Source organism: Dyella sp. 05T440, from assembly GCF_056395965.1.
In genome coordinates this window covers 109,043-135,062 of the sequence record NZ_JBFTKN010000002.1, presented here as the reverse complement: position 1 = coordinate 135,062, position 26,020 = coordinate 109,043, and the positions used below count along the sequence as shown (strand labels likewise).

Here is a 26,020-nt window from a genome sequence, read left to right as displayed (position 1 = left end):
TCACGCATCTCTGGGGAATGCATCCAATGACAACGCTCAAGCGTGACGCGCGCATTGCCGGTCTCATCTACCTGGCACTGACGATCACCGCGCCATTCCGGCTGATCTATATCCCGAACACGCTTTTTGTCCACGACAACCCGGCCGCGACGGCCGGCAATATCGCGGCGCACGAGTTGTTGTTCCGGCTTGGCATCTTTGGCGACCTGCTGACCGGCGTGATCAGCCTGTTGCTGACGTTCACGCTCTACCAGCTGTTCAAGGGCGTCAACAAAACCTTGGCAGGGCTGATGTTCGTGCTGGGCTTCATGGATACGCCGCTGTATTTCTTCAACGTGCTCAATGATGCGGCGGCGCTGCTGCTGGTCAAGGGCGGCCCGATCCTGACGGCGTTCGAGCCGTCGCAGCGCGAGGCGCTCGCGGCGCTGTTCCTGCGCCTGCACGGCATGATGATTTCGTGTGCCGAGATGTTCTGGGGCTTGTGGCTGTTCCCGCTGGCGCTGCTGGTGATCCGCTCGCGCTTCCTGCCGCGCTTTCTGGGTTACTGGCTGATCCTCAACGGCTTCGCCTATCTGGCTTTGTGCGTGACCGGCGTGGTGTTGCCGGCGTACGAAGACCTTATCTCCAACGTGGCCTTCCCGCTCCAGCTGGGCGAGCTGGCCTTCGTGTTGTGGATGGTGGTGATGGGCGCGCGGCCGCGCGGCGATATTGCCGCGGTGCCTTCGTCCTAAGGCGTCGGCCCGCATCGCAAGGTCTTGACCCTGTCTTACGGCACTGGTCACCCGGTGCCGCATGACGCATCTATGGTGTTTCGCCCGCGCGATAGCCGGTCGAGTCCCATGAGTCCCTGCGTGAGAGTGTCGATGAATCCTGATTTGGCTGTACGAGGTCGTTTCGCCCGTGTGGGGCGTGGAGCTGCGTGGTGCGCAGCGGGTGTGTTCGCGCTGGGCCTGGCCTTGTCGCCGTGGTCGGCCATGGCGGCCGAAGGCAAGGATGCCAAGCCCGCGGCCGAAGCCGCCGACAAGAAGTCCGACAGCGATCTGCCGCCGCTGCCCGCCGACAAGACCATCAAGCAGAGCGTGCGCGTGGGCGGCCGTACGCTGTCCTACGAGGCGACCGTCGGCACCATCGAGGTGCGCAACGCCAAGGGCAAGAAAATCGCCGACGTGGTCTACACCTCGTACGTGGTGCCGGGCAACGACCCGCATCGTCCGGTGACCTTCGCCTTCAACGGTGGTCCGGGCGCGTCGTCGGTGTACCTCAACATGGGCGCCATTGGTCCCAAGCGCATCCAGTTTGGCGTGGATGGCGATGCGCCGTCCGATGCGGCGATCACCAAGGACAATCCCAACACCTGGCTCGACATGAGCGACCTGGTGTTCATCGATCCGGTCGGCACGGGCTTCTCGCGTTCGCTGGAAGACGACGAGCAGACCAAGAAGGATTTCTACTCCACTGAAGCCGACATCAAGTATCTGTCGCGCGTGGTGTACGACTGGCTGGTCAAGCACGGCCGCCTGCGCGCGCCCAAGTACGTGATGGGCGAGAGCTACGGCGGTTATCGCGCCCCGCGTATCGGCTATGAGCTGCAGACGCGCATGGGCGTGGGCGTGAACGGCCTGGTGATGGTGTCGCCGTATCTCGATCCGGCCGCCATCGGCGATGGCGATGCCTTGTCGCCGCTGCCGTGGATGATCAACCTGCCGTCGATGACCGCGGCGCGCCTGGAAAGCCAGGGCAAGCTCACGCCGGCTGCGATGAACGACGTCGAGACCTATGTGCGCACGCAGTTCGTCACCGACTTCCTGGCCGGCCGTTCGGACCCGGGCGCGATCGGTCGCATGGTGCAGAAGGTGTCGGCGTATACGGGCCTGGATCCGGCCGTGGTGTCGCGACTGGATGGCCGTGTCGACATCGCCACCTACCTGCGCGAAATCCATCGCAACGACAAGAAGATCGGCAGCGTGTACGACTCCAACGTCACCGCCTTCGATCCGTTCCCGGGCTCGGCCGATCGCCAGTCGGGCGATCCGATTCTCGAAGCGCTGCTGGCGCCGACCACCAGCGCGATGGTGGATTTCGTGACGCGCGAGGTGGGCTGGAAGACGGACGCGCACTACGAAGCGTTGTCGTACGCCGTCAACAAGGCCTGGGACCGCGGTAACGCCGACGACAAGCCGGTGGCGGACCTGCGCAAGGCGATCGGCAACGATCCGAACATGAAGGTGCTGATCGTGCATGGCTACAACGACTTGTCGTGCCCGTTCTTCACCTCGCGTCTGATCATCGACCAGATGCCGACGTTCGGCCAGGCGCAGCGCGTGAAGCTGGCGGTCTATCCGGGCGGCCATATGTTCTACAGCCGTCCGGGCAGTGCCGAATCGTTCAAGGCCGACGCTGCCACGCTCTACCGCAGCAGCAAGTAAGCTTATCGATGCACCAGAGCGGGCCGCGCTTCCCAAAGGAGCGCGGCCTTTTCTTTGCGCCGGCCAGACTCAGAGCAGTGTGTTGTCCGGCTGGCGCACGATGTAGCCGCGCGCCTTGAGCTTGGCCAGATAGCCATCCGTCGACAGCAACTGCTCCATCGACAGCACGGCGACCGTCTGCCGGTTGCGGATCAGCGCGGCCTCAGCGGCATTCATCCAGGCCGACTCGATGCGCTGGGGCAGGTCGGGAATATTGAGCTGCTTTTCGAAATCGCCGTTGATGGCCGACACGATGCAGGGCTCGTAGTTCTTTTGCGGCATCAGGCTCTGCAGGGTCTTCATGTCGCCGGTGGCCCAGGCGTTGGCGCGCTGGGTGAGCTTGGGCATGTCGTGCTCGACCAGTTGCATGGTCTCGTCCAGGCAGGCGATGCCATTCTGCTGGTCCTGGTCGATGCTGGTACTGGGCGGCGCCCGGGTGACCAGCAGTTCGTAGCGCACGGCGATCACGCGGTTGCCATGCTTGCGCGCGAGCTTCTCCACCATGGCGGCCACGTCGATCTCGTTGCTCAGGTCGTCCTTGGCCAGCGCTTTCTCATAAAGCTGCTGGGCGACGATCATCGGGCGCATGAATTCCAGCGCATCGTCGTCTTGCAGATACTGATGGCGCAGCGCCAGCCAGCGCGTATACATCTCCGGCGGCAGCAGGCGCTGCAAGGTGGCGCCGCCCGGATTGAGCTTGGCCGACGGCTGCAGGGCAAGCCGGGAAAACAGGCTCGACGGCATCTTCAGGCGGGCCGAAGGAGCTTCGAGCAGTTCGGAGGAACGCCCCAGCGCTTCCTCCAGTTTGGTCCATTGCCACTCGGCGTGTTTGGGCAGCGGCGACAGCGTGCCGACGATCCACAACACATGGTCGCCGCGTCGCACTTCCCATAACTCAGGGCCGGGTTGCTCGCCGCGTACGGTCACCGTCTGCAAGTCGACTGCGGCCGCTGGCGCGGGCGTCGTGGCGGCGGGGGTGGGGATGTTCTGCGCCTGCGCGCCGCTGATAAACAGCAACGCGCCAAGCCATAAGGCAGTTCTTGCGTGCATCCGGCAAGCTCCTTGAAAGGACGCGACGGCTAAAGCCCGCCAAGGCGGGCTCCCTGTTGCCATGATAGCCGTGCTTGCGACGCCCGATGCGGTGCGCGGAGGCGGCCATGGCCATCCGGCGTGGACGGTCGGTGCACTCCGGAGGGCGCCGAAACGACGCCCTAGCTACCTAAACGCTCAAAAGACCTGGCGGAAGACAATGTACAGGCCGCCGGCCAGCAGGATCGAGGCGGGCAGGGTGAGGATCCAGGCCATCAGCAGGTTGCGCACAGTGGCCCATTGCAGGCCCGAACCGTTCGCCGCCATGGTGCCGGCCACGCCCGAGGTGAGCACGTGGGTGGTGCTGACCGGCAGGTGGTACATGTCGGCCGCTTGGATCAGCGTCATGGCCACCAGTTCGGCGGACGCACCCTGCGCATAGGTGAGGTGCTCCTTGCCGATCTTCTCGCCCACCGTCACCACGATGCGCTTCCAGCCCACCATGGTGCCAAGGCCGAGCGCGAGCGCCACGGCCACCTTCACCCAGGGCGGGATGAACTGGATCGCCTGCGTGCCCAGTCCGCGCCAGCTGGTGAGCGTGGCAGTCTGTTCCTTGCTGAGGCCCGGCTGTGACAGCACCAGCGGAATGGCGGCGTTGGCCAGGTAGATGTCGTTGCGCACGTTGCCCATCTGTTCCGGCGGCACCGACTTGAGCGAGGTGCGATTGCCGACTTCATGGTCGATCTGCGCGATCAGCTGAGCCAGCGCAGGCGCCGTGCTGGGCTGGGCCGTGCGCTGCTGCACGGCGGTGGTGATGACGGCGCGCGGGTCACCGTCGAAGGTCACGCTGCCGGCGAGGCTGCCGAGCACATGCTGCGTATCCACCGACACCTGGTGGAAGGTCTTCACCTCGCCACCCGACACCGCACCGTTCAAGGCGTACGCGGTAGGCACCGTGCCGATCAGGATCAGCATGATCAGGCCCATGCCTTTCTGGCCGTCGTTGGAGCCGTGGCTGAAGCTCACGCCGGTGCAGGTGAGCACCAGCAGGGCGCGGATCGGCCACGGCGGCGGCTTCTTGCCTTCGGGGGCGCGATAGAGCGCGGGAATCTTCACCAGCGCCTTCAACAGGTACATCAGCAGGCCGGCCAGCAGGAAACCGGCGATGGGCGAAAACACCAGGCCGCGGAACACGTTCATGGCGGCATCCCAGTTCACGCCGCTGGTGCCGCTGTGACCGGAGATCAGCTGATTGGCCAGGCCGACACCGATGATCGAACCGATCAGCGTATGCGACGAGGAATTGGGCAGGCCGAAATACCAGGTGCCAAGATTCCACAGGATCGCCGCGATCAGCAGCGCGAACACCATGGCGAAGCCCGCCTGTCCACCCACCTGCAGGATCAGCTCCACTGGCAGCAGCGAGACCACGGTGAAAGCTACCGCGCCGGAGGACAGCAACACCCCGAGAAAGTTGAACGCGCCCGACCAGATCACCGCCATATTGGCCGGCATGGAGTTGGTGTAGATCACGGTGGCCACCGCGTTGGCGGTGTCATGGAAACCGTTGACGAATTCGAAGCCCAGCGCGATCAACAGCGCGACGCCGAGCAGGAGAAACGGTGCCAGCGATTGGGAGCGGACCGCCGAGAGGTCCTGCACCAGATGGAGTCCGGCATAACCGGCGCCGATCAACAGGATCACCCCGAAGATCAGCGCAAACAGTCGACCCGATCCCTGGCGTGCTGGTGCGGCGGAGACGACTGCGGCTTCGGTCTGCATGACATGCCCTCGGTGTCGGTCTCCCGCAAGCTAAGCACTGGCGCAAGACAGATACGTGACAGTCAGAGGGCGGTCCGCCGCGCCTGCATCGATCAACGCAAGGGCGCGGCGGCTGGTCGGATGAATCGGGAAATCAGCGCTCGCGCATCACCATGAGACGCACTTCCGTCATGTCCTCGATGGCCCAGCGGATGCCTTCGCGGCCGATGCCGGACAGCTTCACGCCGCCATAGGGCATGTTGTCGACGCGGAAACTCGGCACGTCGTTGACGACCACGCCACCTTGTTCCAGCTCGTTCCAGGCGCGCATGGCGTGGGCCAGGCTGTCGGTGAAAATGCCGGCCTGCAGACCGTATTCCGAATCGTTGACCAAGGCCACGACCTCGTCGAATTTCTTGAAGGGCGCGAGCAGGGCGAATGGCCCAAACGCTTCGTTGCGATAGGCCTTGGCGCTGGTGGGCACGTTTTCCATCAGCGTGGCCTCGAGCATGGCGCCGTTGCGCTTGCCGCCGCACAGCAGCTTGCCGCCGGCCTTGCGCGCTTCCTCGATCCAGCCCTGCAGGCGTTCGGCAGCTGCCTCGTCGATCATCGGGCCGAGAAAGGTGTCTTTCTTTTTTGGATCGCCGGCCTTGAGCTTTTTCACGGCGGCCACCAGGCGCTTTTTCACTTCGTCATACAGCGACTCGTGGATGTAGATGCGCTGCACGCTGATGCAGCTCTGGCCGGACTGATAGAGCGCGCCGAACACCAGGCGGTCGATCACATAGTCCATCTGTGGACCCTGGTCGGCATCGACGATGCACGCGGCGTTGCCGCCGAGTTCCAGCGTCACTTTCTTGTGGCCGGCGCGGGCTTTCAGATCCCAGCCGATCTGGCTGCCGGTGAAGGAGAGCAGCTTGAAGCGCGGATCTTCCACCAGCGGATTGGCATGCTTGCCATCGAGCGTGAGCACCGAGAACGCGCCCTTGGGCAAATCGGTTTCGGCCAGCACTTCGCCGATGATCAGCGCGCCGATCGGCGTGCGCTCGGCGGGCTTGAGCACGAAAGGGCAGCCGGCGGCGATGGCCGGCGCGACCTTGTGCGCCACCAGGTTCAGCGGAAAATTGAACGGCGTGATGAAAGACACCGGTCCAAGGGGCACGCGCCTAGTGTAGCCGTGATAGCCGTCCAGGCGCTTGGCGATCTCCAGGTTGATCGTTTCGCCATTGGTACGCACGGCTTCTTCGGCAGCGATGGTGAAGGTCTCGATCAGGCGCTGTACTTCGCCGTCGGAATCCTTGATCGGCTTGCCTGCTTCCACGCACAGCGCATAGGCCAGTTCTTCGCGTCGCTCCTGGAAGCGCTGCGCGCAGTGCTGCAACACCTGTTGGCGCGCCCAGGGCTTGAAGTCCTGCATGGGTCGGGTGGCTTTCACCGCGGCGGCGATGGCTTTCTCGGTGGCCTTGGCATCGGGTACGCACACACGCGTGGCGACCTTGCCGCTGTATTTGTCCAGCACGTCCATCATTTCCTTGGACGTCTGCGGCTGGTTGGCGAGGTAATACGGATAACTCTTGGCAAGCATGGATGACCCCGATCCGTGGATGCTCAGACGGCGGCGCTGAGCTTGGGAATTTCTTCGTTGAGAATGCGGTGATTATCGGAATAGTCGATCATCAGATCGATCAGGTGTACACCGCCGGCGTTGAAAGCGCGTTCCAGCGTGGGCAGGAATTCCTCGGCGCTGCCGGGGCGATGGCCGCGTGCGCCGTGCGCTTCGGCAAAGGCGACGAAATCGGGATTGCCAAACACCATGCCGTAGTCGGCGTAGCCCATCTCGGCCTGCTTCCACCGGATCATGCCGTAGGCGTCATCGCGCAGCAGCAGGATCACCAGGTCCTGTTTCAGGCGCACACAGGTTTCCAACTCCTGCGCATTCATCATGAAGCCGCCATCGCCGCAGATGGCGAGCACCTTGCGCTCGGGATAGACCATCTTGGCCGCCATCGCCGAGGGCAGGCCGGCGCCCATGGTGGCGAGCGCATTGTCCAGCAGCACGGTGTTGGGCTGGCGCGCACGGTAATAGCGCGCGTACCACAGCTTGTACATGCCGTTGTCCAGGCATAGCACGCCATCGTCGGGCATGAAGCGACGCGTGTCGTCGACCACGCGCACCGGGTGCATCGGGAAACGGTTGTCGCAGGCGTGGTCTTCCAGTTGCCTGTGGAAAGCGTCGCGCACGCGATCGAAATAACCGAAGTCCCAGTGCTCCTGCGCCTGCAGCGCATCGGTGAGGCGTTCGATGGTGTGCGCGATATCGCCTACCACTTCGATCTGCGGGAAATAGACCGCGTCCACTTCCGCGCTGGAAAAATTGATGTGGATGACGGTGCGGCGGCCCTTGCGCATGAAGAATGGCGGCTTTTCCACCACGTCGTGGCCAACGTTGATGATCACGTCGGCGGCATCGATGGCGCGATGGACGAAATCGCCATCGGAGAGCGCCGCATTGCCAAGCCAGAGCGGGTGATCTTCATCGACCACGCCCTTGCCCATCTGGGTGGTGAAGAACGGAATGCCCAGCTTGTCGATGAAGTCGCGCAGCGCCACGGTCGTGCGCTGCCGGTTCGCGGCAGCGCCAATCATCAGGATGGGATGCTTCGCGCGGGTGATCGCTTCGGCGGCTTGCACCAGTGCCGCATCGTCCGGTGCAGGGCGGCGCGCATATTCGGTGGGCAGCAGGACGGCGTCTTCGACGGTGTCGCGCGCAATGTCTTCCGGCAGCTCCAGATGCACAGCCCCGGGACGTTCTTCCTCGGCGCGACGGAAGGCTTCGCGGATGCGGGCCGGTATGGTCTGGGCCGATACGATCTGGCGTGTGTACTTGGTCAGCGGCTGCATCATGTCGACTACGTCGACCAGCTGGAACAAGCCCTGCTTGTGCTCGCGGATCGGCTTCTGTCCGGTGATCATCATCATCGGCATGGCGCCGAGCTGGGCGTAGGCAGCGGCAGTGACCAGATTGGTGGCGCCGGGCCCCAAGGTCGCAAGGGCGACTCCGGCTTCGCCGGTGAGTCGTCCCCAGGTGGCGGCCATGAATCCAGCGGCCTGCTCATGGCGAGTCACGATAAGGCGAATGGAGGAGTCGCGTAGTGCTTCGACGAAGTCGAGATTCTCTTCGCCCGGCACGCCGAAGATGCTGTGCACGCCCTCGGCTTCCAGTGCTTTCACGAACAGTTGCGCCGCCTTCATGCCTCGCTCCTCGTGCTGAAGGCGCTGAGCATGCGGCAGGGATCGTTCACGTCGCGTGAGGCGGCGACGCACCCGGGACGCGGCTAGCGTTTGCTGGTGGAATCATCCTTGCGCACGACCAGGGGCAGCTCGCCATCGGCAAGTCGTGCGCGTAGCGGCGTGCCTTCATCGATACCTTTGGACGATCGCACCACCGCGCCGTTTGCATCGAAAATAATCGAATAACCGCGCTCCAGCGTGGCCAGCGGGCTGATCGCATGCAGGGCGCGGCCGGCTTGTCGCAAGTTGAGGCGTTCGCGTTCCATCCTGCGTTCGATGGTGCTCAGCAGGCGCTGACGCAACTCGCCGAGGCGACGCTCGATCAGCATCAGGCGCAGTCGCGGATGTTGTGCGAGCAGTCGCGCATGGGTGCGCTCCAGCGCATTGCGTCGCCGCTGCGATTGTTCGCGCTGCACGCCGAGCAGGCGCCGATGCAGATGCAGCAGTCGTTCGCGATCGCGCGCCAGCCGTGCCTGCGGGCGCTGGGCCTGCAGGCGGGCGAGCAAGTGGTCCACCCGCTGGATGCGCGCCTGCAGGCGACGCTGTTCGAGCGTGCTCAGTCGCTGCTGAAGTTGCTGCAGATGGCGACGCTGGGCGATCGCATCGGGCACCAGCAGTTCGGCTGCGGCCGAGGGAGTAGGCGCCCGAAGGTCGGCCACGAAGTCCGCGATGCTGAAATCGATTTCGTGACCGACCGCGGACACCACCGGCACGGCGCTGGCATAGATCGCCCGCGCCACCTGTTCGTCGTTGAAGGCCCAGAGATCTTCCAGCGATCCGCCGCCGCGCGTCAGCAACAGCACGTCGTAGCGCCCGCTGTTCGATGCCTTGCGCAACATCTGCACGATGGCTGGCGGCGCTTCGCGACCTTGCACGGGTACGGGCAGTACATCGACCTCGGCCAGCGGCCAGCGTCGCGACATCACGCTCAGTACGTCGCGGATGGCCGCGCCCGTGGCCGAGGTAATGACGCCGATGCGCCGCGCGTAACGGGGCAGGGCACGCTTGCGTGCCGCGTCGAAGAGGCCCTCGGCATCCAGGCGCGCCTTGAGCTGTTCGAACTCGCGCTGCAAGGCACCTTCGCCAGCGGGCTCCATATGTTCGGCCACCAGCTGAAATTCGCCGCGCGGCTCATACAGGCCCACCCGTGCCCGCACCAGCACATGCATGCCGTCGGCGGGGCGGAATTTCAGCCAGGTGCTCTTGGGCCGGAACATGGCGCAGCGCACCTGGGCGCCGGCGTCCTTCAGGGTGAAATAGATATGTCCGGAAGCGGGGCGGGCGACGTTGGACAGCTCGCCTTCGATCCAGATCAGCGGCAGCGCATCTTCCAGCAGGTCCCGCACCAGCCGGTTGAGCGTGCTGGGCGTGAGGATGTGGCGCGGCGGACCGGCCTGGTCGTTGCTGGTGTCATCTGGCGAGCGCATGAAGGGGTGAGCCTAACATGAGTTCCGGCTGGCGAATGCAGGGATTACATCCGCTTGGGTCACTTAGCGCAGCCTGGGACTCAGGCATGCGGTCTATCTATATGGTTCTGCTTAAGTTCATGCTTGATCATCCGGCTCGCCGGCCAGCTGCTGGTGCCGACGCCGCGTGCGCCAGGCCCGGATGCCGAAGTTGAGCGCGAACCATGCGGCCACTACACCCAAGGGCCAGGCAATCACGGCGGGCCACAGGATAGCCACCACGGCGATCACTGCAAGCGCCAGGGTGCCGATGATCAGCGGCCCGGACGCGGTGTCGCCCAGCACCCGCCGATCGGTCAGCGCGGCGCCCACCGTATTGGCGATGCGCAGCGCGCCGGCGGCCGCACGCCCCGAGCTGCCGCCAACATGGCGGGGACGCTGCGCAGGCCGGGTATGGCTTTGCACATGCTCGCCCTGGCGCCGCCAGCGGCTGGGTGCCAGCACGATCTCGGTGGCGTTCTCAAGATCGCGCTCGTACTGCGTCGCCAGTTGTTCGGCAAAATCGGTGTCTTCGAACGCCACGTCGATCTCGCGATTGCTCAACCAGCTGGCGACGTTGAGGTTGGATGAACCCACGCGCGACCACAGACCATCGGCCACGGCGGTCTTGGCGTGCAGCATCGAGCCATTCCACTCGAACACGCGCACGCCGGCTTTCAGCAGGGGGCGGTAACCCGAACGCGACATGCCCGCCACCACGGGGATATCGCTGCTGCCGGGCACCAGCAGCCGCACGTCCACGCCATCGCGAGCGGCCGCTGCCAATGCCTGCACATACGGAGCGATGCCAACGAAGTAGGCGTCCGTCAGCCATAGCCGCTCGCGCGCCATGGCGGCGATCAGCTGGTCGAGGCGGTACATGCCGGCGGTTTGCGGTTGGGTGGCGATCAGGCGCAAGGCCACCGAACCGGCCTCGCCGGCAACAGGCGCAGCCGTGAACGCGCCCAGCGGCGTGCCGATGCTCGACCAGCTTTCGACGAAGGCGTTCTCCAGTTCGGCGACGACCGGGCCACGCAGGGCCACGCCGGTGTCGCGCCAGGGGTCCACCTGTTGCGACGGATCGCCCAGCCATTTCTCGCTGATGCACACGCCGGAAAGAAAACCATGCTGCCCGTCGACCACGAGCAGTTTGCGGTGATCGCGGCTCACCCAGCCGAACGGCTTGCCCAGCTGCGGCGGGTTGAAGGAGCGCACCTGTCCGCCGGCAGCGCGCAACGGCGCCCAGAAGCGATCGCGCGACTGCCCCTTGCAGCCCAGCCAGTCATACACCACCGCCACGAACACGCCACGTTGCGCACACGCCACCAGCGCTTCGCGAAACTCCTGTCCGACCGCGTCGTCGCGAATGATGTAGTTCTCCAGCAGCACGCGCTCCTTCGCACCGCGGATGGCAGCCAGCCAGGCTTCGTAATGCGCGGCGGCATCGATCAGCAACCGGGCGTGGTTGCCCCCCATCAGGGGCGCGCCAGCGGCTCGGCTCAACGCCTGCTCGGCCAGCAGGCGTGCATGGGTGGATGCGGTGGGTCGGTTCATGGCGTCAGTAGGGCATGCCGGCGGGTCTTCTTCAAGCCGCATTCACTTGGGCCATGCGACCAATACGCTCCATCATCCGGTCATGTCGCTCCCATGAATTCTCTGTCATGTTCGCTCCATGTCGCCTGAGCAATGCCATACCGACGCCGAGGCGTGTGCGCAGCAGATCGCTGAGCGGATCGGCCCGGATCTGCGCGTCGCCGCGCCGCTGGGCTTGGGCAAGCCACATGAACTGCTGAACGCGCTTTACCGGTTGACCAAGGCGGATACGTCGCGCTCGCTGGCCCTCTATACGGCCTTGTCGCTGACCCGCCCGCGCCCAGCGCCCGGGCTGGAAGCGCGATTTGTGGGACCGTTCTCGGAGCGCCATTTCGGCGCCGACGCCGTGGACCCCGAATATGCCGTCGACCAGGCACGCAACCAGTTGCCGTCCAATGTCGCGGTGCACGAGTTCTACATGCAGTCGGGTGCGCTCCTGCATGCGGGTGGCGCACAGCGCAATTACATCAGTCAGAACTACACCCATGTGGCGCGCGATCTTGCCGTGCAGGACATCAATCTGCTCGTGCAGCTGGTAGCGCGGCGTGAAACGCCCGAGGGCGTGCGCTACAGCCTTTCCTGCAATCCGGACCTGACCTTCGACTTTATCGATCGCGTCGTGCAGTCGGGCAAGCCGCGCCCCTTGTGCGTGGCCGTCGTGCATCCGGACCTGCCGTACATCACCGGCCATGCGGAAGTGCAGCGCGATTACTTCGACGTCGAACTGCACACCGCGACGGCGCCGCCCTTGTTTGCCGTGCCGCGCCAGCCGATCGACCTGGTCGAATACGCGCTGGGCATCCACGCCAGTGCGCTGGTGCGCGACGGCGGTTGCCTGCAGATCGGCATTGGCGCTTTGTCCGATGCGCTGGTCTATGGCTTGCGTTGGCGGCAGGAAGACAACACGCAGTGGCGACGGGCCCTGGTGGCGCTCGATCCGCGCGGCGGCACGCACGCCCTGGCAGCACGCATGGGCGGCCTCGCGCCGCTGCGCGCAGGCCTGTACGGCGCCAGCGAAATGGTGATGGATGGCTTCATGCACCTGCAGCGTGCAGGCATCCTCAAGCGTCGCGCCTGGGACAATATGGCGATGGAACGCGCTGCCGCCTGCGGCCGGCTTTCACCTGAAACGCCGGGCGGCCATTATCTGCGCGGCGCTTTTTTCCTAGGCACGCGTGAGCTCTATCGCTGGCTGGCCGAACTCGATGCGAGCGATCCGGATGCGCTGGACATGTGCCGCGTCTCCAACGTCAATCAACTGTACGGCGATCACCAGATGCTCGCCTCGCTGCAGCGGCGCGGTGCGCGTTTCTTCAACACCTGCATGATGGCGACCCTGCTCGGCTCGGCTGTTTCCGATGGCCTGGAAGACGGCGAAGTAGTCAGTGGCGTCGGCGGGCAATACAACTTCGTGGCGATGGCGCATGAGCTGGCCGATGGCCGCTCCATCCTGTTGCTGCGCTCCACGCGGCAGGGGCGTGGCGGTGTTGAAACCAATATCCGCTGGAACTACGGACACACCACGATTCCGCGTCACCTCCGCGACTTGTTCGTCACCGAATACGGCGTGGCCGATCTGCGCGCCAAGACGGACAGCGAGTGCATCGAGGCGATGCTTTCCATCACCGATGCGCGCTTCATCGATGCCTTGTGTGCGGAAGCGAAATCGCACGGCAAGCTCGCGGCCGATTTTCAGGTGCCCGAGCGTTGGCGCGATAACCGGCCCGAGGTTCTGAAGGAAGCGCTGGCGCCGTGGCAGGCGAAGAACCTGCTGCCGCCGTTTCCGTTCGGCAGCGATTTCACCGACGTGGAGCAGCGACTGCTGCCAGCTTTGCAGTGGCTGAAGCTACGTGGCGGCACCTGGCGCGGCAAGGCTGAAATTTTCCGTGCAGCGATGGCGCCGGGAGCGCCGGTCGGTGGCGAGGACGAAGCGCTGGATCGCATGGGGCTGGCTCGCCCCGGCAGTCTCGCCGACCGCCTGCAGCAACGTGTGCTCAAGGCCGCCTTGCGCAGGACGGCCTGAGTTTTCCGCTTAATGCATCAACAGCGACAAACCCTGTTCGCGCAAAGCCGGCAGGTTGAGCAGGTGCAGACCCTGGCGATCGGCACGTACGCAACCGCGCTCGCGCAGGCGGCCGAGCAGGCGGCTCACGGTTTCCGTGGTCAGGCGCAGATGGTTGCCGATATCCGCGCGCGACATCGGCAGCGGCAGATAGTCGGCCGGCAGGCCGAGCATCACGCGTCGGTCGCGCAGATCGACCAGGAAGGCCGCAAAGCGCTCCTCCGCCATGTAGTTGCCGCTGCTCAGTTGCAGGCGCGAAATGCGCTGGCTGGCCGACTGCACCAGATGCCACGGCACCTCCGGCTGCAGGCTGGCCATATGGCGCACGGCGGGGTAAGGAAAACGGCAGAACTGCGTCTTGCCCAACGCCACCACGGCGTTGTCGTGGACTTCGCGCTCCATGGCGTCCAGTCCGATCATTTCGCCCGGCAGGTGGAAGGCCAGTACCTGCTCGCGGCCGGCCACGTCCACCGCCACGGTCTTGGCCATGCCGGTCTGCACCGCGTAGAGCGCACGGAATGGCGACATCGGGCGATAGAGGTATTCGCCGGTACGCAGCGGCCCGATGCGTTCAGCTATATGACGCAATCCTGACAGCTCGGGGCGGTCGTAGCCGCTGGCCTGGCAGACGGCGGCGTGACCGCAGCCGGCGCAGGATGGCGAGGGAGCCATGCGCTGGGCGCCGTCCTGGCGATGAGTCTGAAGCATGGGAGGGCACTCCTGTGTCGTGCGTGGGGCATGGCTTTATGATCCTCGTTCAAGTCATAGGAGTGGTTCCAATGCGCGTTTTTGCCGCATCGCATCCACCCGTGTGACGCTTGCTAGGGAGCCCCCGGCCGTTCGGGTATCCTTGGTCTGTTGCCGCCCCAGAACCATGACCTGCTTATGAGCGACTCGACTTCTACCCCGCGTCACGCCCAGTCCGCCTCGCGCCGCCCCAGCGTCGGCGTCAAGATCGGCAAGATCACGGTGGGCGGCGGTGCACCCATCGTGGTGCAGTCGATGACCAACACCGATACGGAAGACCCGGCCAGCACCGCCAAGCAAATCGCCGAGCTGGCGCGCGCCGGTTCGGAGCTGGTGCGCATCACGGTGAATACGCCGGCGGCGGCGGCGGCGGTGCCGCGCATCCGCGACAAGCTGGCCATGATGGGCGTGGACGTGCCGATCATCGGCGACTTCCACTACAACGGTCACCAGTTGCTGGAAGCGGAGCCGGCCTGCGCCGAAGCGCTGGCCAAGTACCGCATCAATCCGGGCAACGTGGGTTTCGGCAAGAAGAAAGACAGCCAGTTCGCTTCCATCATCGAGATGGCACTGCGTTACGAGAAGCCCGTGCGCATCGGCGCCAACTGGGGTTCGCTCGACCAGAGCATGGTGGCCATGCTGATGGACGAAAACCATCAGCGCGCCCAGCCCTGGGATGCCTCGCACGTGGCCCGCGAAGCGCTGATCCGCTCGGCGCTGGATTCGGCCAAGCGTGCCGAGGACATCGGCCTGGCGCGCGATCGCATCATCCTGTCGTGCAAGGTGTCGGGCGTGCAGGAGTTGATCGCGGTGTATCGCGATATCGCCGAGCGTTGCGACTACGCCTTGCACCTCGGACTCACCGAAGCCGGCATGGGTTCCAAGGGCATCACCGCCTCGTCGGCGGCGCTTGCGGTGCTGCTGCAGGAAGGCATCGGCGACACCATCCGCATTTCGCTCACACCCGAACCCGGCGCGTCGCGCACGGGCGAAGTCATCGTGGCGCAGGAACTGCTGCAGACCATGGGCCTGCGCGCGTTCACGCCGCTGGTCACCGCGTGTCCGGGCTGCGGCCGCACCACCAGCGAATTCTTCCAGGTGCTTGCGCGCACCGTGCAGGATCATGTGCGCGAACAGATGCCGCTGTGGCGCGTGAAGTACGACGGCGTGGAAAACCTCACACTGGCCGTGATGGGCTGCGTGGTAAATGGACCGGGCGAATCCAAACACGCCAATATCGGCATTTCGCTGCCAGGCAATGGCGAGGCGCCGTCGGCGCCGGTCTTCATCGACGGCCAGAAGGCCATGACTTTGCGCGGCGAGCATATCGCCAGCGAGTTCATCGGCATCCTCGACAACTACGTCGCCAGCAAGTACGCCAGCCGCGCCGGCTGAGCTGTCCATGGCAGCCGGTTCGAGTGAGGCGCTGATACTCGATGCATGGCACGCCAACGCGCAGGCCTGGGAACGTGCCGTGCGGGAAGGGCGCATCGCCAGCCGCAAGCTGGTCACCGACCAGGCCATCGTGGAAGCCGTGCTGTCGCGCTCGCCACGCACGGTGATCGACCTCGGCTGTGGCGAAGGCTGGCTGGCGTGGACGCTCGCCCACGAAGGCGTGCAGGTAGTGGGCGTCGATGCCATTCCCTCCCTGGTGGAAGCGGCGCAGGCGCAGGGCGGCGGCGACTTCCGCGTGATCTCCTATGAGGAGGTGGCCGCGGGTGCGCTGACCGAGCGCGCGGACGTGGTCGTGTGCAATTTCTCCCTGCTGGGCGGCGCCTCGGTCGACGCGCTGCTGTCGGCGGTGCCTGCGCTGCTGGAGCCGGGCGGCGTGCTGCTGATCCAGACCCTGCATCCCCTGACGGCCGATGTGCAGCCCTATGCCGACGGCTGGCGCGAAGGCTCCTGGGTGGGCTGCGGCGAGGGCTTCGAGCAGCCTGCGCCCTGGTATTTCCGCACCCTGGGCAGCTGGGTTTCGACCCTGGAGGCAGCCGGGTTGACCCTGCTAAGCCTTCAGGAGCCCATTCATCCTCACACTGGACGGCCCGCGTCCGCTATCTTCTTGGCAGGGGCACGTCAGGGGGACGGGGATGAACAGGCATCGCGCCGTAGCGTTTCGCGCCACCGTACAGAATGATCACCAGCGGCCGTGGCTGGTGCCGCTGCCGTTTGATCCGGTCAGCCAATGGTCGACACCCGCCAGGCCGCTATGGAAATGCGGCCACGGGCATCGCGTGCGCGGCAGCGTCAACGGACGCGATTTCCGCGGCGCCGTGGTCGAGCGCTCCGGCACCTTCTGGCTGCAGCTGGAGGAATCCTATGCGGCCGTGGTCGGGCTCGTCGCCGGCCAGTTCGTCGACGTGCTGATCGAGCCTGAGGATGCCTGAGTAGTGTGCGCCGTGCGGCAACTTGGCAAACTGCCGGACGGTATGCTCGGGCCCGTGGAGAGCGCGCCGACGATACGGTAGCGGCTCGTGCAGGAGTGTCAGTGACGGTCAAACCCCAAGTTCGCATCGTTGCCATCTATGTCTCGGTGGCCTTGTTGTGGGTGCTCTTCTCGGACCGCCTGCTGCTTTCGCTCAACCTCGAGGAGCGCACCCTCAGCTTGCTGCACACCCTCAAAGGGTCGCTGTATGTGCTGGTGACGGGGGCGCTCCTGTATTGGCTGATCGACCGCACCGTTCGCCGCATGGATCGCCTCAACCATCAGCTGTTCAGCGGCAATGAGCAGTCGCTGCGCGCGCTGGTGTCGGCGATGGACGTGCGCCACAAGGAGACGCGCGATCATTCCGAACGGGTCATGCGCATGACGGTCGCGCTGGCCCGTCGCGTCGGACTCGAGGGGGATGCGCTTCGTCATTTGCGCTTCGGCGCCTTGCTGCACGACATCGGCAAGCTGGCGCTGCCCGATGCGGTGCTGATCAAGCCCGGCCCGCTGACGCCGGAAGAAACGACGTTGATGCGCACGCATACCGTGCTCGGACGCGACCTGCTGATGCGCACTGCCTTCCTGCGGCCTGCGATCGACATCCCCTATGCGCATCACGAGCGCTGGGATGGCAGCGGCTATCCGCGTGGCCTGCGCGGTGAAGAGATTCCGCTGGCCGCGCGCATCTTCAGTGTGGTCGATGTGTGGGATGCCTTGAGTTTTCCGCGCGTGTACAAGCCGGCGTGGCCGGAGCCGGAAGTGATCGACTACCTGCGCAATGCCGCGGGCGGGCAACTGGACCCCGGCATCGTGAGGCTGTTCCTGGATCACTATGACGAACTGAAGGCGATCGGACTGGAGCAGTTGCAGCTGGACTGAGGCAGGGCCCAGCGGGCTACACTGCCGCGGACGCCCGGGATGGGCTGGACAGGGGACGTTATGTTGCCGGATCTTTCGACGCTGCCCGCGTTTGCAGCGTATTTTGGTTTGGGTGTGCTTTTTCTCGTGGTGTTCTGCACCGTCCATATCTGGCTCACGCCGCAGCGCGAGATCGTGCTGATCCGCCACGGCAACCAGGCCGCGGCGATCAGTCTCGGCGGCGCGCTGACCGGTTTCGTGCTGCCCCTGGCCAGCGCCATGGCGCATAGCGTGAACCTGGTCGATCTGGCGCTATGGGGACTGGTGGCGTTGATCGTGCAGTGGCTTGCCCACCAGGCGATCCATCTGCTCATTCGCAACCTCGCCACCCAGATCGAGGAAGACAACCGCGCCGTCGCCATCTTTGCAGCCGTCGTTGCCATCGCCGTTGGCCTGATCAACGCTGCAGCGATGACCTGGTGACGGGCCATGAGCGACTTCGACAAGAACGATCCCTTGCGTGGACTTCGTGTGGGCGTGAAGCCGCCGCAACGTCCCGACGCGACGTTCCGTCCCCTGCCTGCGCGTAACCAGAAGCGCTCGCTGGCGGTACCGTTGATAGCGCTTGGCAGCGCCACCCTGGTGGGTTTGTCCGTGCTGGGGCATGGCCAGGATGTGCAGCGCAATCGCTATGGCAGCTACGAAGACTGCGTGCACGACTATTCCACCGGGCAGTGCGAGATGGATACGTCGGTGAGCGGCTCGGGCGGCCTGCACTACTACGGTCCCTGGTATCGCAGCGGTGGTGCCGGTGGCGCGCAGGATCCGGGGCCGGGGCGGATGCGCAGTTCGCCGGGCAGCGTCGCATCCTTCAGCGCGCCTTCCAGTGTGGAGCTCGGCACGCGCGGCGGCTTCGGCTCGTCCGGGCGCGTTTCGGCGCGGGCGAGCTGATCGATGCAACGCGAAACCAGCGTGCCGCGCAGCGATTGGCAGCAGCGACTGGAGTCGCTGGGTTTCAGCTTCCATACCATCGACGGCCAGCCCTACTGGCGCGAGGATGTGCGTTACGCCTTCGAGGCGGACGAAGTCGACGAGATCGAGGCGGCCACCAACGAGTTGCATGCGCTCTGCCTTGAGGCCGTCGATCGCGTAGTGCGAACGGGGCGCTATGCCGATCTGGGTCTGGGCGATCGCGCCGCAACGCTGATCGAGCGCAGCTGGTGGGATCGCGAGCCAGCGCTGTACGGGCGCATGGACCTGTCCTATGACGGCAACTCGCCGCCGCGCCTGCTGGAATACAACGCCGACACGCCCACGGCACTGTTCGAGGCGTCGGTGGCGCAGTGGTACTGGCTGGAGGATGTCGCCAGCGATGCCGACCAGTTCAACTCCATCCATGAAGCGCTGGTCGAGCGCTGGGGCGGGTTGCCCAACGCTTCGCGCGTACACTTCGCCGCGTGTTACGACAGCGCCGAAGATGCGCTGACCTGCGACTACTTGATCGATACATGCATGCAGGCCGGCCATCGCACCACCGCATTGGACATTGAGCAGATCGGCTGGTCAGGCAAGGATTTCATCGATCTGGACAACGCCCCGATCGAGCGGCTGTTCAAGCTCTATCCGTGGGAATGGATGCTGGCCGAGCCGTTCGCCGAGCACTTGCCGCAGACGCGCCTGCGCTGGTTCGAGCCGGCCTGGAAGATGGTGTTGTCGAACAAGGCGATCCTGCCGCTGCTATGGGAATACTTTCCCCATCATCCGAATCTGCTGCCCGCCAGCCGCCGTCGTGCGGATATTCAATGCACCGTGGTGCGCAAGCCGTACTGGGGCAGGGAAGGCGCAGGCGTGGTGGTGCTGGGCCGGGACGATGCCGGTGGCCCGACTGCCGAGCCCTGCATCTATCAGGCATTCGCGCCGCTGCCGGTGTTCGATGGGCGACATGCGCTGGTGGGCTCATGGGTGGTCGGCGATCGGGCCGTGGGCATGGGCATGCGCGAGGACGTCGATGCCATCACGCGCAACACCAGCTGCTTCGTGCCGCATCTGTTTCGCTGAGCCGTCGACCGCGGCGGTGCCTTATTCGCGGGGCGCGCTGAAGGTGCGCCGATAGTTGGCCGGCGATACGCGATAGGCGCGCTGGAATTGCTGCCGCAGCGTGACGGGCGAGCCAAGGCCGATGTCGGCAGCAATGCGTTCCAGCGGGCGCCGCGTGGTTTCCAGCAGGCGTTGCGCCTCCGCCAGTCGTTGCGACAACAACCAATCGCCGAAGCTGCCTCCGGTCAATTGACGGAAGTGGCGGGTGAACGTGCGCCGGCTCATGGCGGCCTTGGCGGCGATGGCGTCCAGATCGTGCGCTTCGTGCAGATGGCGCTGCACATGTTCCAGCAGGCGCGCCATGCGGCGGTCGGCCGGCGCCTCGGCCACGGGTTTCTCGATGAATTGCGCTTGCCCGCCACGCCGCACCGGCGGCACCACCATGCGGCGCGCAATGCGATTGGCGACTTCGGCGCCCAGCAGCTGGCGCACCAGGTGCAGGCAGCAGTCGATGCCGGCCGCCGCGCCGGCGGAGGTGACGATATTGCCTTCGTCGACGTACAGCACGTCGGCGTCCACCTGGATCTTTGGAAACTGTTCCATCATCGGCTCCGCCCAGGCCCAGTGGGTGGTGGCGCGGCGGCCGTCGAGCAGGCCGGCATGGGCGAGCACATACGCGCCCATGCACAAGCCGACCACACGCTTGCCGCGCGCGGCGGCCTTGCGCAGGTGTTGCAGCAACGCGGCGGGAGGAACTTCATCCGGATCGCGCCAGGACGGCACGATGATGATGTCCGACCGACCCAGTTCATCCAGTCCGTAAGCCGTGCCAATGGTGAATCCCGCGGCGCTCGAAATCTGCTCGCCTTCGGCCGAGCACACGCGCAGGCGGAACGGCGAGGCACCTTCCGGCGTGGGCGACTGGAACACCGCGCAAGGCACGGAGAGATGGAAGGGGAGGATGCCCTCGAAGGCAACCACGGCGACGCGGATCGTGCGCATGACTTCGATTCCTGTTGGCCCGATACCATCGATAGTTGTCCTTCGGGCCACTCGTTGGCAAGTGCCCGTCAACGCACCATGCACGCATCCCAACCCAAGGAGTTGTGCCATGTCGATTCACCCGCGCCGTGCCCTCATCGTGATCGATGTGCAGAACGAGTACTTCACGGGCAACTTGCAGATCGAATATCCGCCGTCGTCCCAGTCGCTGCCGCGCATCACGCGGATCATGGATGCGGCCACCGCGGCCGGCGTGCCGGTGATCGTGATCCAGCAGGATTCACCAGCCGATGCGCCGGCGTTCGCCAACGGCAGCGACGGCTGGCAACTGCATCCTGAGATCGAGCGCCGCCATCGCGACGCGCTGTTTCGCAAGCCGTTGCCGAGCGCCTTCAGCGACACGGGCCTTGGCGCATGGCTGGAGCAGCACGCCATCGACACGCTGACGGTGGTTGGTTACATGACGCACAACTGCAACGACACCACCATCAAGCATGCCTTCGATCGCGGCATCAACGTGGAATTCGTGCAGGACGCATCGGGTGCGGTCTCCTACGCCAATCGCGCCGGCCATGCGAGCGCCGAGGAGATCCACCGCGTGTTCAGCGTGGTGCTGCAGTCGCGGTTCGCCGCCGTGTTGAGCACGGACGAGTGGTTGCAGGTCTTGGCCGATGGTGAGCCGCCGGTGCGCGAGAACATCCTCGCTTCGTATCAGGCGGCGCGGGCGCGTCAGCCCGCAGCGGCCTGATCGGTCAACTGTGCCAGGGCAGTGAACGAGGCCCAGCTGCCGGGCTGCCCCGGCAGATGCGACAACTGGGCCACGGTGCGCAGGAATTGGGCGCGGGGGTATTCCACCGCGCCCAATTGCATCAGATGACTATTGGTCACCTGGGCATCGATCCAGGGAAAGTCCCAGGCGCGCAGCAGTTTCGCCAGTGCCGTGAGCGCCAGGCGCGAGCCGCCGCTTTCGCGGCTGAACATGGATTCGCCGCAGAACAACCGGCCCACGGCGATGCCGTAGATGCCGCCCACCAGGCGGTCGTGCTCCCACACTTCCACGCTGTGTGCATGACCCATCTCGTGCAGGCGCACATACGCGTCGATCATGGGCGTCACGATCCAGGTGCCGCTCTGGCCGGGGCGTGGCGCGGCGCAAGCTTCCACCACGTCGCGAAACGCATGATCCACCGTAACCCGCCAGTCCACCTGCGCCAGCCGGCGTCGAAGCGTGCGGTTGGGCAGCAGGGTGCTGGTGTGAAAGACGCAGCGCGGATCGGGCGACCACCACAGCAGTGGCTCGTCCTCGTTGAACCACGGGAAGATGCCTTGCGCGTAAGCGGCCAGCAGACGCCGGGGCGACAAGTCGCCGCCGAAGGCCAGCAGGCCGTTCGGATCGTTCAATGCCTTGCGCGGATCAGGAAAGTGTTCGGGCCTGGTCGCGTCGAGCAGGGGCAATCGAATCATGGGGCGCGGGTCGGGGCGATACGGGATCTGCGGTACATGCTACCGGCATGAGCTTGCGGTTAGCATGCCTCACTTTCACAACTCCAGGGATCGGGCATGCGTCGTCGCTTTTGCTGGTGGATGGTTTGTCTCGCGCCCGCGGCGATGGCCTCGCCTCCTGCGCTCGATCACGCCGTGTCGACACAGATCGACAGCAATGTTCAGGCGGTGCTGCAACGCACGGGCACACCTGGCGCCACCCTCGCGATCTACCGGGACGGCGTGGCCGTCTACCGCCACGCCTATGGCCTGAGCGATCGCGAGCGCAAAACGCCCGCAACGGTATCGACGACCTACGAAATCGGCTCGATTACCAAGCAGTTCACCGCCGCGGCCATTCTTCAGCTGCAGGAAGCGGGCAAGCTCGACATCAACGCCACGCTGGCGACTTATCTGCCGGATGCGCCGCACGCCAGGGAAGTGACGCTCGGGCAGCTGCTCTCCCATACCAGCGGCATGCCGGAGTATCTGGATGGACCCGACGTCGAGCAGTGGGCCGTCAAGCCGGCCGCGTTCGATCAGATCATGGCGCGCATCAAGGACAAGCCGCTGGATTTTCCGCCGGGCAGCCGCTGGTCCTATTCCAATAGCGGTTATGCGCTGCTGGGGCGGGTGGTCGAAGTCACCTCGAAGGAATCGTACGAACACTATGTGAAAACGCATCTGCTGGCCGCGGCCGGCATGACCCGCACGTATAACGTTGCCGACGAAACTCAGATTTCCGGTATGGCCAAGGGCTACCGGCACACGGATGGCAAGCTCGAGCCGGCGCCCACCATTCATGCCACGGTCGGCTGGGCAGCGGGCAACCTGGTCTCCACCGTGGATGAGCTGGAGCGCTGGAATGTGGCGCTGCGCAGCGGAAAAATCGTGCGTCCCGCCGACTACGCGCTGATGACGACGCCGGCGCCGGGCAGCACGGATTACGGCCTGGGCCTGTTCATCGACACGCTCGATGAACAGCCGCGCATCGGCCACACCGGTGGTTCGTTCGGCTTCACTACATCCAATCAGTATTTCCCGAAGCAGGACGTGCAGATCATTGCCTTCACCAATAACGGCGACAATCCGGAGCCGGGCCAGATGCTGGTGACCGCCACGTTCGAGGCCTTGTATCCGCAGATCGCTGCGACGGCACGCAAGCCTGCGGCTGGCGAAGATGCGGCGACGACGGCCGCGGTGCACAAGGCGTTCAGTCAATTGCAGCGCGGCGACCAAGACACCTCGGCCTTCGGCGACAAGTTGAAAGCGAAGCTGGCCGCCGGCCTGTCCGGTCGCATGGCCAGGCAGCTGTCGCCGTTCGGCGAGCCGTCGTCCTTCATCTTCAAGGGGCAGCGTCATGACAAGGACGGCATCTGGAACGACTACCGGATCGATTTCGGCCCCGGCAACAGCCTTCCGTTCGGTGTGAGGCTGGATGCCGACGGCAAGGTGGTTGGCATCTCCATCGGCTAGGGAATCAGGCGTCCGGCAGGTGTGCGTAGGGGCTGTGCTGCATCAGCTCCTGCGCGTAGTCGTCCATGCCTTCGGCTTCGTGTTGCAGCGCCTGCCTCACCGCATCGCGAAAACTCTTGTTCACCAGATAGTGCCGCGACTGCGTGCGTACCGGCAGGAAGCCGCGGGCGAGTTTATGCTCGCCTTGCGCACCGGGCTCGAAGCGCTGCAAGCCGTGACGGATTGCATGCTCGATGCCCTGGTAGTAACAGAGCTCGAAATGCAGGCCCGGCACCTCGACCTCGGCGCCCCAGTAGCGGCCATACAGCGTGTCGGTGCTTTGCAGGAACAGCGCCATCGCCACGATGCGTTCGCCATGGCGCGCCAGCGCAAGTTGCACCGCATCGCCCAGCGCGTCGCGCAGACCAAGGAACATCGACCGCGTCAGCGCGGCGTGGTTGCCCTTGGCGTCAAAAGTGGACTCGTAAAGCGCGTGGACATGCCGCCACTCATCGACGCTCAGCGAGCCGCCGCTGCGCATCTCGATCGCCAGGCCGCTGCGGGCCACGTGCGTGCGCTCCTGGCGGATGTTTTTCCGCTTCTTGTGATTGAGCGCAGCGAGGAACTGGGCGAAGTCCGCATAGGCATGGTTATGCCAGTGGAACTGCACATCGGAACGGACCAGCCAGGGGCTATCGAACGCCGCCAGTTCGTCGTCGCACAAAAAATTGGCATGCACGGATGAGAGGTTCATGCGCTCGGCGAAGGTGCGCATGGCGGTGGTCAAGGCTTGCTGGCGTTGTGCCGTGCGTTCGTCGTTGCCGGCCAGCAGGCGCGGTCCGGGCACGGGCGAGTAGGGCACGGCGTTGAGCAGCTTGGGATAGTAATCGCCGCCCGCGCGCTCCCAGGCGCTGGCCCAGCTCCAGTCGAACACGAACTCGCCGTGTGAGTTGCCCTTCAGATACAACGGGGCCGCGGCGATGAGCGCGCCGTCTTCATACAGGCCAAGGTGATGCGCCTGCCAGCCCCAATCGGGGCGGATGCATCCAGTGCGCTCCAGCAGCGCGAGGAAGGCGTGCGAGACAAACGGATTATCGTCGGCTCGAAGCGCATCCCAGGCGTCGGAGGGGATGTGCTCGATGCTGTCGTGGAAACGGGCTTCGATCACGGCGCTCCAAAGGCTACTGCAGAGACTGCGTCATCCTGACGTTACTTCAGTCTTCCATTCCGTCATTCCGGCGCAGGCCGGAGGCGATGTTCAACAGCCAAAGGCTGGTCATCCAGTTTCCGTGTAATGGGTTGTCGCGATAACCGTACACGGTCGCTACTGGATTCCGGCCTACGCCGGAATGACGGTCAAAAAACTCAGCTCGCCGGACCCTGCTGATCCAGCCAACGCTCCGCATCCAGCGCCGCCATGCAGCCAAAGCCCGCCGACGTCACCGCCTGGCGATACACATGGTCCGCCACGTCGCCGGCAGCAAACACACCCTGCACCGAGGTCATGGTGGCCATGCCGCCCAGGCCGCTGCGGATCTTGATGTAGCCGTCGTGCATGTCGAGCTGGCCGTCAAAGATGCCGGTGTTGGGCTGATGGCCGATGGCGACGAAGAAGCCGTTCACCGCGATCTCGCGGGTGGCGCCGGTGTTGATGTCCTTCACGCGCACGCCGTTGACGCCGGAGTTGTCGCCCAGCACTTCATCCACGGTGTGGTTCCAGATCAGCTCGATCTTGCCGGCCGCGGCCTTCTCGAACAGCTTGTCCTGCATGATCTTCTCGGCGCGCAGCTTGTCGCGGCGGTGCACGAGATAGACCTTGCTGCAGATGTTGGACAGGTACAGCGCCTCTTCCACGGCGGTATTGCCACCGCCGATCACCGCCACTTCCTGCTCGCGGAAAAAGAAGCCATCACAGGTGGCGCAGGCAGACACGCCGCGGCCCTTGTAATGCTCTTCGCTGGCGATGCCCAGGTACTTGGCGGTGGCGCCGGTGGTGATGATCAGCGCGTCGCAGGTGTACTCGCCCGAGTCGCCCTTGAGGCGGAACGGGCGCTGTTTCAGGTCCACGCTATGGATATGGTCGAACACCATCTGCGTCTCGAAACGCTCGGCATGCTGCGCCATGCGCTGCATCAGTTCCGGACCCTGCACGCCCTTGTCGTCGCCCGGCCAGTTGTCCACCTCGGTGGTGGTCATCAGCTGGCCGCCCTGCTGCAGGCCGGTGATCATCATCGGCTTGAGGTTGGCGCGGGCAGCGTAGACGGCGGCGGTGTAACCGGCGGGACCGCTGCCCAGGATCAGCAGGCGGCTGTGCTTGGTGGATGCGTTCATGCGTTCCTTCTATCCGCCGTGGTGGGCGGTGATGTTC

General features: G+C 65.0%; 23 protein-coding genes. 12 read left to right on the top strand and 11 right to left on the bottom strand.

Annotated elements, in window-relative coordinates; all coding sequences use genetic code 11:
• Nucleotides 1-26 precede the first annotated feature (26 nt).
• The gene (locus tag AC1DE1_RS02345) at nt 27-731 is read left to right on the top strand and encodes a DUF4386 domain-containing protein (protein ID WP_477178886.1); all 705 of its coding nucleotides are present in this window, start codon (nt 27-29) and stop codon (nt 729-731) included.
• A gap of 132 nt (nt 732-863) precedes the next feature.
• Complete coding sequence (locus AC1DE1_RS02340) at nt 864-2,426, top strand: S10 family peptidase (RefSeq protein WP_441603267.1); 1,563 nt, start codon at nt 864-866, stop codon at nt 2,424-2,426.
• Between the two features lie 69 nt (nt 2,427-2,495).
• Here the strand turns inward: AC1DE1_RS02340 and AC1DE1_RS02335 are convergent, their stop codons facing one another.
• The 6 genes from AC1DE1_RS02335 to AC1DE1_RS02310 form a co-directional block, all read right to left on the bottom strand.
• A complete protein-coding gene (locus AC1DE1_RS02335; RefSeq protein WP_441603268.1) occupies nt 2,496-3,515 on the bottom strand; it encodes a TraB/GumN family protein in 1,020 nt (339 codons plus the stop codon).
• 177 nt (nt 3,516-3,692) lie between these two features.
• The gene (locus tag AC1DE1_RS02330; RefSeq protein WP_477175703.1) at nt 3,693-5,276 is read right to left on the bottom strand and encodes an inorganic phosphate transporter; all 1,584 of its coding nucleotides are present in this window, start codon (nt 5,274-5,276) and stop codon (nt 3,693-3,695) included.
• A 133-nt stretch (nt 5,277-5,409) separates the two neighbouring features.
• Nucleotides 5,410-6,840: an aldehyde dehydrogenase family protein gene (locus AC1DE1_RS02325; protein ID WP_477175702.1), complete on the bottom strand. Its 1,431-nt coding sequence runs from the start codon at nt 6,838-6,840 to the stop codon at nt 5,410-5,412.
• Between the two features lie 23 nt (nt 6,841-6,863).
• Nucleotides 6,864-8,507: an acetolactate synthase large subunit gene (locus AC1DE1_RS02320; protein ID WP_477175701.1), complete on the bottom strand. Its 1,644-nt coding sequence runs from the start codon at nt 8,505-8,507 to the stop codon at nt 6,864-6,866.
• An 83-nt stretch (nt 8,508-8,590) separates the two neighbouring features.
• Complete coding sequence (gene xseA / locus AC1DE1_RS02315) at nt 8,591-9,973, bottom strand: exodeoxyribonuclease VII large subunit (RefSeq protein WP_477175700.1); 1,383 nt, start codon at nt 9,971-9,973, stop codon at nt 8,591-8,593.
• A gap of 117 nt (nt 9,974-10,090) precedes the next feature.
• A complete protein-coding gene (locus AC1DE1_RS02310) occupies nt 10,091-11,545 on the bottom strand; it encodes a phospholipase D-like domain-containing protein (protein WP_477175699.1) in 1,455 nt (484 codons plus the stop codon).
• Between the two features lie 118 nt (nt 11,546-11,663).
• Between AC1DE1_RS02310 and AC1DE1_RS02305 the strand changes: the two genes are divergently transcribed.
• Nucleotides 11,664-13,607: an acetyl-CoA hydrolase/transferase C-terminal domain-containing protein gene (locus AC1DE1_RS02305; RefSeq protein ID WP_477178885.1), complete on the top strand. Its 1,944-nt coding sequence runs from the start codon at nt 11,664-11,666 to the stop codon at nt 13,605-13,607.
• Between the two features lie 9 nt (nt 13,608-13,616).
• Here AC1DE1_RS02305 and AC1DE1_RS02300 read toward each other — a convergent pair whose 3' ends face one another.
• Nucleotides 13,617-14,354 carry a Crp/Fnr family transcriptional regulator gene (locus AC1DE1_RS02300; RefSeq protein WP_441603275.1) on the bottom strand — a complete coding sequence of 246 codons (738 nt, stop codon included), beginning with the start codon at nt 14,352-14,354 and terminating at the stop codon, nt 13,617-13,619.
• Nucleotides 14,355-14,531: 177 nt separating this feature from the next.
• On the opposite strand from AC1DE1_RS02300, the gene ispG reads away from it, so the two are divergent.
• From ispG to AC1DE1_RS02265, 7 genes are all read left to right on the top strand, one after another.
• Nucleotides 14,532-15,788, top strand: coding sequence for a flavodoxin-dependent (E)-4-hydroxy-3-methylbut-2-enyl-diphosphate synthase (gene ispG / locus AC1DE1_RS02295; RefSeq protein WP_441603276.1), 1,257 nt, complete (start codon nt 14,532-14,534; stop codon nt 15,786-15,788).
• Nucleotides 15,789-15,795: 7 nt separating this feature from the next.
• Complete coding sequence (locus tag AC1DE1_RS02290; RefSeq protein ID WP_477175697.1) at nt 15,796-16,527, top strand: class I SAM-dependent methyltransferase; 732 nt, start codon at nt 15,796-15,798, stop codon at nt 16,525-16,527.
• Nucleotides 16,481-16,777: a DUF1905 domain-containing protein gene (locus AC1DE1_RS02285; RefSeq protein ID WP_441603278.1), complete on the top strand. Its 297-nt coding sequence runs from the start codon at nt 16,481-16,483 to the stop codon at nt 16,775-16,777. The genes AC1DE1_RS02290 and AC1DE1_RS02285 overlap by 47 nt, the downstream gene beginning before the upstream one ends.
• A 101-nt stretch (nt 16,778-16,878) precedes the next feature.
• A complete protein-coding gene (locus tag AC1DE1_RS02280; protein ID WP_477175696.1) occupies nt 16,879-17,697 on the top strand; it encodes an HD-GYP domain-containing protein in 819 nt (272 codons plus the stop codon).
• 60 nt (nt 17,698-17,757) lie between these two features.
• Complete coding sequence (locus AC1DE1_RS02275; protein WP_441603280.1) at nt 17,758-18,159, top strand: DUF350 domain-containing protein; 402 nt, start codon at nt 17,758-17,760, stop codon at nt 18,157-18,159.
• Between the two features lie 6 nt (nt 18,160-18,165).
• Nucleotides 18,166-18,627 (top strand): DUF1190 domain-containing protein, encoded by a 462-nt coding sequence (locus AC1DE1_RS02270; RefSeq protein WP_477175695.1) that lies wholly within the window; start codon nt 18,166-18,168, stop codon nt 18,625-18,627.
• 3 nt (nt 18,628-18,630) lie between these two features.
• The gene (locus AC1DE1_RS02265; protein WP_477175694.1) at nt 18,631-19,734 is read left to right on the top strand and encodes a glutathionylspermidine synthase family protein; all 1,104 of its coding nucleotides are present in this window, start codon (nt 18,631-18,633) and stop codon (nt 19,732-19,734) included.
• Nucleotides 19,735-19,755: 21 nt separating this feature from the next.
• Here the strand turns inward: AC1DE1_RS02265 and AC1DE1_RS02260 are convergent, their stop codons facing one another.
• Entirely contained in the window at nt 19,756-20,715 is a 960-nt protein-coding gene (locus AC1DE1_RS02260) for a GlxA family transcriptional regulator (protein WP_477175693.1), read from the bottom strand.
• A 109-nt stretch (nt 20,716-20,824) separates the two neighbouring features.
• Between AC1DE1_RS02260 and AC1DE1_RS02255 the strand changes: the two genes are divergently transcribed.
• Nucleotides 20,825-21,463 carry a cysteine hydrolase family protein gene (locus tag AC1DE1_RS02255; protein ID WP_477175692.1) on the top strand — a complete coding sequence of 213 codons (639 nt, stop codon included), beginning with the start codon at nt 20,825-20,827 and terminating at the stop codon, nt 21,461-21,463.
• Here the strand turns inward: AC1DE1_RS02255 and aat are convergent.
• Nucleotides 21,445-22,179 carry a leucyl/phenylalanyl-tRNA--protein transferase gene (aat, locus tag AC1DE1_RS02250; protein WP_441603285.1) on the bottom strand — a complete coding sequence of 245 codons (735 nt, stop codon included), beginning with the start codon at nt 22,177-22,179 and terminating at the stop codon, nt 21,445-21,447. The two genes, AC1DE1_RS02255 and aat, sit on opposite strands and share 19 nt — an antisense overlap.
• A 96-nt stretch (nt 22,180-22,275) precedes the next feature.
• Here aat and AC1DE1_RS02245 point away from each other — a divergent pair, with 96 nt between their 5' ends.
• Nucleotides 22,276-23,673 carry a serine hydrolase domain-containing protein gene (locus AC1DE1_RS02245; RefSeq protein WP_477175691.1) on the top strand — a complete coding sequence of 466 codons (1,398 nt, stop codon included), beginning with the start codon at nt 22,276-22,278 and terminating at the stop codon, nt 23,671-23,673.
• 4 nt (nt 23,674-23,677) lie between these two features.
• Here the strand turns inward: AC1DE1_RS02245 and AC1DE1_RS02240 are convergent, their stop codons facing one another.
• A complete protein-coding gene (locus AC1DE1_RS02240) occupies nt 23,678-24,820 on the bottom strand; it encodes a GNAT family N-acetyltransferase (RefSeq protein ID WP_477175690.1) in 1,143 nt (380 codons plus the stop codon).
• A 197-nt stretch (nt 24,821-25,017) separates the two neighbouring features.
• Nucleotides 25,018-25,983, bottom strand: coding sequence for a thioredoxin-disulfide reductase (trxB, locus tag AC1DE1_RS02235; protein ID WP_477175689.1), 966 nt, complete (start codon nt 25,981-25,983; stop codon nt 25,018-25,020).
• Nucleotides 25,984-26,020: the final 37 nt, after the last annotated feature.